This is a genomic window from Bifidobacterium aesculapii, from assembly GCF_001417815.1.
In the GTDB taxonomy this organism is placed as follows: domain Bacteria; phylum Actinomycetota; class Actinomycetes; order Actinomycetales; family Bifidobacteriaceae; genus Bifidobacterium; species Bifidobacterium aesculapii.
Genome location: NZ_BCFK01000065.1, coordinates 1 through 9,651, shown reverse-complemented (window position 1 = coordinate 9,651; position 9,651 = coordinate 1). Strand labels below are relative to the sequence as shown.

Sequence of the window (9,651 nt, the reverse complement as noted above, 5' to 3'; positions counted from 1 at the left end):
ACACTCTGCGCAGGATGCAGGCTCGGCGGGCGCAGGCCGTAGGTTTCGAGCGCGCGGCCGGTCATCACCGTACCTGCCTCGTTCCACCAGCCGAGCGGCGACTGCCCGTTGCCGATGCGGAGCCCCTCGAGATCGACGTCGAGCCACAGCGGCGCCACCCAGTACGTGGCATCCGGTTCGAGCCCCGGCAGGCGCACCGGCGAAGCCGGGTACGTCTGCGAGGTGGTCAGCTGCGTGAACCGGTAGAACGCAGCGGAACGGTCCGGCTTGACCATGCCATCCACGCGCACGGAGGGATCGGGGTTGTCCGCGTGCACGCACGTGTCAATCGCGAACCATGCGCGATGCTTCTTGAACTCGGCGACCCATTCGGCGAGCTTCTCCACATCCTCGTCCGGCTCCTTGAGCAGGTTCCATTCGATGCCCATGTGCCCGAAGAACGCCATCGCCATCCTGAGCTCCTGGCTCGTGGCGCGCTGCGTGGAATGCGCTGGGCTCGCGCCCACATGCTCGCCCATCATGCACGGCGGCACCAGCAGCGACGTGTAACGCTGGATGTCCGCGCGCTCGACCGGGTCCACACAATCGGACACCCAGATGCGGTCCGCCAGCTCCAGAATGCCGAGATCCACGCGACCGCCGCCCGACGAGCAGCTTTCGATCTCCAATCCCGGATGCGCGGCCTTGAGGTCTCGGAAGATGCGGTAGACGGCGAGCGTCTGTGCATGCACGGCCGGGCGACCGGTGCGCGGCGACACCGCATCGGTGACGAGCTTGTTGTGATCCCACTTGATGTAGTCGATGCCGAGCTCCCCCACCAGCGCGTCCATCGCGCCGTAGATGTACGCGTAGGCGTCCGGATTGGTCAGGTCGATCACCTGCTGCGAGCGCCCCTGCATCGGCAGTCGGTTCGCGGCAGGCTTCAAGACCCAGTCCGGGTGCGCACGGTACGTGTCGGAATCCGGGTTGATCATCTCCGGCTCGAACCACAGGCCGAACTCCATGCCGTTGCCATGCACATAGTCGGCGAGCGCCTTGAGGCTCTTCGGGCCGTCGGGCCACACTTCGGGCGCAATCTGCCAGTCGCCGAGCCCGGACGTGTCGTCACGGCGGGAGCCGAACCATCCGTCATCGACGACGAACCGTTCCACTCCGGTCTCGGCGGCCTTGTCGGCGAGCGCCTTGAGGGTGTCGAAGTCGTGCTGGAAGTAGACCGCCTCCCACGTGTTGAGGATGACGGGCCGCGGCTTGACGGCAAGCTCGGGATGGCAGTCGCGCAGGTAGGCGTGGAAGCTCGCGGCGACCTCGTTGAGGCCATCGCCGGTCGCGCCGTACACCCACGGCGTGGTGTACTCGGCGGCGCCCGGCAGGACGATCTCACCGCCGAACAGCACCTCGCCGCCGCCAATCACGCCGTCGGTGTACGGCTGGCGTTCCGCGGCGAGCACACTGTTGCCGCTCCACCCGACATGCACCGAGTAGACCTCGCCATGCTCGAACCCGAAACCGGGCACGCCGGCACTGAGCAGCAGGCTCGCGTCGAAATCAGGGCGGCCGGCCATGGAGACCTTCTCGAACCGACCGACGGTGAGCGGCTGGCGCTGCGGGCTACGCTCGCGCAGATGATGGCCGGTGGTGGTGAGGATTTCAGTGGCGACGGCGGGCAGCGGGAACCCAAGCTCGACCTTGCCTATCTCCAATGCGCCGGCACCGAGGTTCACGATCTGCGCCCGCTGGCGGATGAGCCCGCCATGCAGCAGTTCCGCAGTCCAAACGAGGCGCACGCCCTGTACGGCGTCCTCAGCGGTGACGGTGACGCCTGGCACATGCGAATCCGTCACATGCGCGGCGGACTCGACGCCGCCGGATACGTCGACGGCCGGGCGCTTGCCCATAGTGGTGGCGATATCGGTGACGGTGAACTTCGGGAACAACTCGACACCGTCGCGACGCACTTCGAAGCGTTTCGCACCGATCCAGGATTCGCTCTGCGTGGGCAGGATCGACGGCCACGCGGTCTCGTCGAGTGCGCCGGACACGCGCTGCGGCTTCAATGCGTCGACCTGGTTGACGAGGGTCTGCGGGTCGGCGATGGGGCTTCCCCAGTGCACGAACCGAGGCAGTTCACTGCCGGGGAAGGCGAGGGCGAACGCCATGCCCCGCTCGTCGGCGCCATGCAGGCTGCGGGCGTACCCGCCGTCCGCACGTTCCGCGTAGATGATGGTGACACCGGTGCCATCCGAAGTCGTTCCGGTGAAGCGTTCGATGCGCGTCATTGCACTCCATTCTCTGGGATTCCGCTGGGTTCGGCAGCCGACGGAGGGGCTCGGGCACTTACTGCGCGTGCGCGCAGGATGCGGCCCATGCTCCGATGCCGCCGATTGTGGTTACTGCTGATACCCGATGGTAGGCAACCATGTTTTCGTTGCCAAGATGCGGAGTGTTCGCAGATGCTGGAAAGAAAATGCCTTCTTCGTTTACAAGGGGTACATTGTGCGCGTTGCGGATATCTATCTGCGCTGCAAGGGGTGCCCAAACCCTGATATCCCGGGTGTGTATGGCGGAATACCGGCCCCCACGGCCTGGAATCCCCGCGAAACCCCGGTCCGGGCACCCCTTGTAAGCCCAATAGATGTCCGCGTCACCCCGTATCAACCCCTCGTCAACGAGATAGCGCAAACAGGTCAGCGCCTAGCGGCGAAAAAGGCGGCGAGCAGCGCGGCGCATTCCCCCTCGCGCACACCGCCGTGGACTTCAGGCTCGTGACCGACATGCGGATCACGCGGAATATCCCACACGGATCCACAGGCGCCGAGCTTCGCATCCCACGCGCCGAAGACGATGTTCCCGATGCGGGTCTGCAGGCACGCGCCCGCGCACATCGGGCATGGTTCGAGCGTGACGACGAGCGTGCAGTCGGCGAGATTCCAGTCGCCGCGAGTCTGCGCGGCCTCGCGCATCGCAATGATCTCCGCATGCGCGAGCGGATCGCCGGCCGCCTCGCGCGTGTTGTATCCGCGTCCGATAACCACGCCGTGCGCGTCGATCACCAGCGCGCCGACCGGCACATCGCCGGTCTGCGCGGCACGGCGTGCAAGCGCGATCGCCTCGCCCATCTCCTCGTCGTATCGCATGCTCACATCCATATCCTCATATTCCCATCGGCCTCGTCCGCATTCTCACTCAAATCACAGCTACAACCCACCGACGGCCCGAAAGATCTGTATCTGCGCCTAACACTGGAACTCGCCGGTCTGTCGAAGGATCTCTCCTCAGTCTTTTCGAATAGGAATTCACATATCGATTCAGGCGACAGTTCAGACAATTATTTAATTATATCAGATTCAATCATGTCTGATACAGTAAAGGAAAATAGAATTGAACCTTTCAATGAAGAAAAGTCTGATGATATGGGAATGACGCACGAACAAGCTTTGGTCGCCAGACTAATGGGCAATTGGACAGGCATCAATCCAAACGCAGCCAGAACTCCTTCCATTCCTGATTTCATGAATGGCATACGTTATGCACTCAAATGGACCGATTAGCCTTATCACGGCGATGATAAAGATGATTTTAACCCCAAAAACCCATATTTTGACAATAATTGTACGAATTTTGTTTCACAAGCAATTCATGAGTCGAATGTGCCTTACCGAACAGCAATTTCAACCGACACAGAAGATATCAACCTATGGGCACCTAACTTGGTTATAGGTAAACCAACATGGACTTGGAACAATGCAGATTTCAATTATCAGTTCATGAAGAACAACTATTATAACGCATTTGACTCCCCCTGGATGGATACCGGCGGTCTAATTTATGTTGATTGGGGAGGCGTAAATCACATCAAAGACCATGCAGTGATTGTCACTCAAGCGAATAGGAGTTTTGTTAATGGGAAAATGGGATTCAATACCTATATTTCCCAAAAACGAACAATCGTCACAACATTCCACTAAGCGTTGAGATGGAGATTGCACATCAATCACACCCCAATGCACGATGGTACGGATTGGGATTACGCTGGTCGTGATTGACCGTTTTCACCCATTTCCGTGAGCGATTGTTCTCCAGCCGGTTCCATCCGTTGAATCCGAAGGACTATACATCAGACGCCATATGATGGAATCGGCGGGAGACATCGACATCGTACGGGAATTAAAACTGGAACAGGCGTATTCCATCACAAAACTCGCTTGGGTTCCGTCGACGTCCTTTTCGGAGCGTTTCGAGAGGTCGTTATAGTAATCCTGCTCGGTATAGGATATCGCTTTGATTTCGCATCCCCGCATGAATGAGGAGTCGTTGATGATGTGCTCGACACCTTTATCCAGTGTCTTGTGGGTGAACAATCTGGATTCCGATATCGACACGCGCGTATTCGACGAATCCACAGGCGGCTGGAACAGAGCGAAACCCATCTGGCGGTTTACCAAATAAGCAAGCATCATCACAGCGATGCCGATGATCAAGGGGGATGCGACCATCAGTACCCTACGCTTCGAACGCATGCCATCACTCTAGGTGGAACCATTGATATCTGAGGCTTGCCGAAACTGCGGTTGAGTGTGCGCCAACCATGCCCCGAGACACCTGTCAACTATGCCCCAAGCCAATAAACCGAAACAAAGCTAGATGCCGGAATCGGCATCTACCGGAACGGAATCGCCGCGCGGCGGCGGTACTGCCATATGGCCTCGCCTACGGACAGTCCACTGGACTGTCCGCTTCACGGCTCAGTGATGCAGGTCTAGATGCCGGAATCGGCATTGACCTGCTGAGGCGTCTAGAGAACAGTCCAGTGGACTGTTTTCAGCCGAAGGGTTGCCGACAGGCAACCAAAACAAATCTAGATGCCGGAATCGGCATCTACCTGCATCACATAGATGTTGCGGCGCAGCTCCCTGGCTTGGGATCGGGAGATGTCGCCGGCTTCGAGCATGTCCTGCACTACGCCGAGCTCGATGGCGTAGCTTTGCTTCTTCACCTCTTCGGCCTGACCGGCGGCGGCCGCGCTGCCCTCCATGTTCGGCCGCGACCTGAGCGACGCTTCGGCGCGACGATAGTCGAGGATCAGCGCGGAGCAGAATTCCGTGTTGGTCCGGTCGTAGCCCATCTCCTCGCCGAGCTTGCCGATCACGTGCTCGATGGCGTCGACCTGCAGGGCGCGCATGGTCGCGAAGATCTGGTCTTCGCTGACGAGCGGCGTGGTGCGGCGGATCTTGTTGATGGTGCGTTTCACCAGGTTCATCGTACGATGCCGCCATCCGCGCAGCCGCCCGCTGATCTGCCATCCGAGACGCCCCGTCTCCGGGCCGGCGGTGGTGTGGCGCAGCGTGTTCATGATCTGGTCGAGCATGCGTTCGCACGCTTCCACGTTGAGCTCCTGCACGGCCTTGTCCGGATTGGGATGCGTTTTGACATCCTCCAGTCGGGCGTGCACGAACTGCTTCTCCCACCCGAGCGCGCGGATCTGCAGCTGCCCGTAGCCTTGCGGGTCGAGTGCGCCGATGCGGTGCTTCAAACGGCTGATGCGCTTCGTGTACGAGTCGATGACCATGAGCACGGCCCGGCGGTTGTCGGGCGTGATGCGCCCGGTGAGTTCCTCGACGGTGCGCCGCAGCACTTCGATGGTGATCTCGTTGAGTTCGCCGCCCGCGTTCTTGTTGCGGTTGGGGGCGAGCAACGGCAGGAGGAAGTTGGCGAGCAGCAGCGTGAGCACGATCACGCCGGAGGCGATGAAGATGAGTTCGTCGCGCATGGGGAACGGCGTGCCGGCGGCCAGATAGTAGGGCACGGTGAACATCAGCGACAATGTGATGGTGCCTTTCGGCCCGCCGAACGTCATCACTGCGGCGGAACGCCACCGTTCGGGCGTCATCGGACGGCGTTTGCCGGTGTTGACGTCGCGTGCGATGCGCAGCATGCCGGCCACCCACACGAACCGCAGCGCGACGACCACGGCGGTGACGAGCAGGATGCCGGTGATGAGCAGCTGGTTGCTCACCCACGGGTCGGACCAGCTGGCGATCATCGCGCCCGGCAGCAGCATGCCGAGCAGGATGAACACGGCGCCGTTGAGCGTGAACGAAAGCACGCCCCACACGCTGGAGGCGACGATGTTCGTGCGTGCCACGTTCGGTCCGACGCCGGTGCGGTCGAACCGCACGAGCAGTCCGGCGGCGACGACCGACAGGATGCCAGAGACGTGCATCTCCTCCGCGCCGAGGTACAGCAGGAACGGCAGGAACAGTTCCATGAGGATGCGCGTGGTGGTGGTCTCCCAGCCGAGCGACCGCACGGTTTCGAACAGCCAGTTGACGACGAGACCGACCGCCATGCCGAACAGGGCGCCGCCGGTGAACGAGACGACGAACTCGCCGGCGGCCTCGCCCACGGCGAATTCGCCGGTCACGGCCGCGGCGATCGCGAACTGGAAGCCGACGATGCCGGAGGCGTCGTTGAACAGTGATTCGCCTTTGAGCACGCCGCGTTGGCGCAATGTCAGCGAGGCTTCCTTGCCGAGCGAGCTGACGGCGACCGCGTCGGTGGGTCCGAGGGCGGCGCCGAGCGCGAGCGCCGCGGCCAACGGCATGGCCGGCCAGATCGCGCTTAATGTGAATCCGACGGCCACCATCGTGGCGATGGCGAGGCCGATGGCGAGCGACAGGCTCAGATTCAGGGTTTTGAGCAGCGCGGACTTGTCGATGTCGTGCGCTTCCAGATACAGCAGTGGCGCGATGAACAGCACCATGAAGACTTCAGGGTTGAGTTCCACGGAGGGTAGGAACGGCAGCAGCGTCATCGCCGCGCCGAGCGCGATCTGCACGAGCGGCGTGGACACTTTGGGAATGAACCGGCTCAGGAACGACGACAGCACCACCGCCGCGATGATGCACAGTATCAGTTCCAACACAGCCATGGTTCGCCCGCTTCCTACCCGTCTTCTCTCCGTCGGTCAGATTATAGGAAACGTGTTAGGAAAACGTGAGGAGCCGTGAGCGCGGCGCGAACACGCGCGCGGCGCCCGTCACCGGTGCACCGCGCGCGTCGCCTTCATCGCGACGAACACGGAACGCACGAGCAGCACGGCGAGATAGACGGTGAACAGGATCGCGCCGACGCGCGGCGTGACGGCGGCGGCCATCCACGTGCCGAGCGGCGCGGTGAGCGCGGCGACGACGCCGATGATGAGCGCAGCCTTCACGTGCACCATGCGGCGGCGCGCGTTCGCGACGGACGTGGTGATCGCGTTCGGGAACATCGCCAGCAGCGACGTGCCGCGCGCGATCAGATCGCTCGCGCCGAAGATGATCGACAGGGCGGGCACGCAGATCGCGCCGCCGCCGATGCCGAGCAGTCCGGCGAGCACGCCCGCGATCACGCCGAACACGATGAGTCCGATGACGGTGCCGGCGGTCATCGCGATGCGTGAATCGCGCGACGGATTCGACATGGCCTGATTGACCATCACGAACAGCAGGAACACGACGAACGCCCACCGCAGCACGAGTTCCGGCAGTTTCGCGAGCAGCCACGAGCCGATCTGCCCGCCGACGAACATGCCGCAGAACACGATAAGCGCGGCGATCCAATCCACGTCGCCTTCGATGGCGTAGGAGGCGACGCCGGAGACCGCGGTGGGTACGATCGCCATCATCGAGGTGGCGGCCGCGTGCCGCTGCGTGAGTCCGAGCCAGACGAGCGCGGGCACGATGACGGTGCCGCCGCCGATGCCGAACAGGCCGGACAGGATGCCCACGGCCACGCCGACCACGGCCATGATGACGAGCCCGCGCGGGGATTCGTCGAGATGGTTCTCGTCGATCGGCGAAGGAGCCGGTGTCGCTGCGGTCGGCGCGGTAGATGCTGGAGTAGAGGCTGAAGTCGGTGCTGCTGGTGTGGTCACGCCGCCCAGTGTAGGAGCGTGAGGGTGCTGGACGGGGCGCGGTTTCCACCTATCGCACGGGCCGCCGCATCTCTCGTCGCAGCACGCCGCACCCGCGTGACACCTCGCGCTACAGCACGCCGGACGTGATGTCGTGGCCGAGCAGCCATTCGCGCAGATCGGCGAGCTCTTCGAGGCTCACGTTGTGGTCGAGCGCATGGTAGCTTTTCGTCGTGAGCCACGTGTGCTCGTTCAGCCACGCCTGCGCTGCGAACAGCTCGTATTTCGGCACGACGTCGTCGTTCTTGCCGTACGTGTAGAACACCGGAATGTTGTAGCGTTCGATGAGCCCGTCGGCGGGCGCGGTGCCGGGCACGATACCGGGCGCGATGTAGCCGGACAGGGAGATGACCGCACGGTAGCGTTTCGGGTTGACGCGCAGCAGGTGCACGGCGAGCAGGCCGCCCTGCGCGAATCCGAGCGGCACGACCTCGCGCTCGTTCGGCAGGTTGTTCGTCACCCACCGGTCGATGGAAAGGGCCATTTCGTAGGCGTCGCGGTCGAGGTCCTCGCCGAATGGGATCCGCTCGCCGAACCATGCGAACGCTCCGGGCGAATACGCGTCGCCGCGCGCCAGTCGGATCGGGCCGCGCAGACTCGCGAAATCGTTGTACGGCGCGATCTGGCGCATGAGATCCGCGAGCTCCATCTCGTTCGACCCCCACCCGTGCAGGCAGAGGAACAGCGGATGCGACGGGTGCGTGCCGCCGCCTCCGCGCGAATACTGTGCGACGTTCAGGTCGATGGTCATGATGACTTCACCTCGCTCGACGATGACTGCGACGTGTCTGTTGCGGCGGACGCGGCGGACGTGCCAGACTCGCTCGTGCCGGACGCACCGGACGTGTCTACGGAGGCGAGCGTACCACCCCATTCGCCCTGCAGCGCGGTCATGTTCTCCTTGGTGCCGAACGCGAGCCACCGGCCCGCGCGCAACGTGTACCAGTCCCCCTGCGCGCGGGCGTCGTCCGCATGCTCCTCAAGCGTCGAGGCGATCGTGCCGGTGACGGCTCCGGCGTACATGTCGGCGACGGTTTCCGAATCGAACGTCATGTAGGCGACGCACGTGTCCGTGCACAGGAACGCGCTCTCGACGCCGGGGTAGCCGCTCACGTCGGGACTCTTCCAGCCGGACTTGCACGCGCCGGTGACGCGTTCGATGCCGAACCGCATGCCGTCGGCGCTGTTGACCGGCGCCTCGTCGCGGATGTTCGGTCGGATCAGACCGGAGGGGAACAGCACGCCGACGACCACGCCGAGCGCAAGCAGCAGCGAGGCGAACACGAACGCGATGATGCCGCCGGAGGCGACGCCGCGATGGCTGGTGCGGCGCGGGGTCGTCGCGCGGGCGATGATGACGAGCACGAACGTGGCGACGATGAACGTCGCGCAGGCGATGGCGATGAACCGGCCTGGCACCTTGCCGTCCGGGTCGAGGTAGTCGGGGGCGAGCTCGTGGGCCGCGGAGGCGACGCCGAACGCGATGGCGATCAGACCGGTGAGCAGTGCGGTGAGTGCGAACCGACGGCTGGCGCCTCCCGCGCGATGCCCGGCATGATAGGTGGTTTCACGACCGGTATGGATGCGTTTGCCGGCTTCGCCGGGCGGCAGCGGCACAGGTGCGGGGGTGGATGCGGCGGGGGTGGGGGGGCGGGGGGGGGGGGGGGGGGGGGGGGGGGGGGGGGCGGGGGGGGGGG

At 63.4% G+C, this 9,651-nt stretch carries 8 protein-coding genes and 1 pseudogene; 2 read left to right on the top strand and 7 right to left on the bottom strand.

Features of this window, described 5'->3' with window-relative positions:
* Positions 1 to 2,276 (bottom strand): alpha-galactosidase (locus tag BFAL_RS08650; protein ID WP_055427996.1); only part of this gene is annotated, 2,276 nt, incomplete at its 3' end.
* Positions 2,277 to 2,684: 408 nt separating this feature from the next.
* Positions 2,685 to 3,146 (bottom strand): nucleoside deaminase, encoded by a 462-nt coding sequence (locus BFAL_RS08645; protein WP_236691724.1) that lies wholly within the window; start codon positions 3,144 to 3,146, stop codon positions 2,685 to 2,687.
* Positions 3,147 to 3,350: 204 nt separating this feature from the next.
* Here BFAL_RS08645 and BFAL_RS11090 point away from each other — a divergent pair, with 204 nt between their 5' ends.
* Entirely contained in the window at positions 3,351 to 3,548 is a 198-nt protein-coding gene (locus BFAL_RS11090; protein ID WP_152973609.1) for a hypothetical protein, read from the top strand.
* 39 nt (positions 3,549 to 3,587) lie between these two features.
* A pseudogene (locus tag BFAL_RS11910) lies at positions 3,588 to 3,965 on the top strand (amidase domain-containing protein); the annotation flags it as partial.
* Positions 3,966 to 4,049: 84 nt separating this feature from the next.
* Here BFAL_RS11910 and BFAL_RS08640 read toward each other — a convergent pair.
* The 5 genes from BFAL_RS08640 to BFAL_RS08620 all read right to left on the bottom strand — a co-directional run bounded on the left by BFAL_RS08640 (position 4,050) and on the right by BFAL_RS08620 (position 9,571).
* Positions 4,050 to 4,493 carry a hypothetical protein gene (locus BFAL_RS08640; protein WP_055427995.1) on the bottom strand — a complete coding sequence of 148 codons (444 nt, stop codon included), beginning with the start codon at positions 4,491 to 4,493 and terminating at the stop codon, positions 4,050 to 4,052.
* A 362-nt stretch (positions 4,494 to 4,855) separates the two neighbouring features.
* The gene (locus BFAL_RS08635; protein ID WP_055427994.1) at positions 4,856 to 6,928 is read right to left on the bottom strand and encodes a Na+/H+ antiporter; all 2,073 of its coding nucleotides are present in this window, start codon (positions 6,926 to 6,928) and stop codon (positions 4,856 to 4,858) included.
* 108 nt (positions 6,929 to 7,036) lie between these two features.
* Positions 7,037 to 7,834: a sulfite exporter TauE/SafE family protein gene (locus tag BFAL_RS08630; RefSeq protein ID WP_269082771.1), complete on the bottom strand. Its 798-nt coding sequence runs from the start codon at positions 7,832 to 7,834 to the stop codon at positions 7,037 to 7,039.
* Between the two features lie 190 nt (positions 7,835 to 8,024).
* A complete protein-coding gene (locus tag BFAL_RS08625; protein WP_055427992.1) occupies positions 8,025 to 8,705 on the bottom strand; it encodes an alpha/beta hydrolase in 681 nt (226 codons plus the stop codon).
* The gene (locus BFAL_RS08620; RefSeq protein ID WP_055427991.1) at positions 8,702 to 9,571 is read right to left on the bottom strand and encodes a hypothetical protein; all 870 of its coding nucleotides are present in this window, start codon (positions 9,569 to 9,571) and stop codon (positions 8,702 to 8,704) included. The genes BFAL_RS08625 and BFAL_RS08620 overlap by 4 nt, the downstream gene beginning before the upstream one ends.
* Positions 9,572 to 9,651: the final 80 nt, after the last annotated feature.

Excerpts from the sequence above, each read along its gene's own strand:
- BFAL_RS08645 (WP_236691724.1), bottom strand. The coding sequence starts at position 3,146 with ATGGATGTGAGCATGCGATACGACGAGGAGATGGGCGAGGCGATCGCG.
- BFAL_RS11090 (WP_152973609.1), top strand. The coding sequence starts at position 3,351 with ATGTCTGATACAGTAAAGGAAAATAGAATTGAACCTTTCAATGAAGAA.
- BFAL_RS08640 (WP_055427995.1), bottom strand. The coding sequence starts at position 4,493 with ATGGTCGCATCCCCCTTGATCATCGGCATCGCTGTGATGATGCTTGCT.
- BFAL_RS08635 (WP_055427994.1), bottom strand. The coding sequence starts at position 6,928 with ATGGCTGTGTTGGAACTGATACTGTGCATCATCGCGGCGGTGGTGCTG.
- BFAL_RS08625 (WP_055427992.1), bottom strand. The coding sequence starts at position 8,705 with ATGACCATCGACCTGAACGTCGCACAGTATTCGCGCGGAGGCGGCGGC.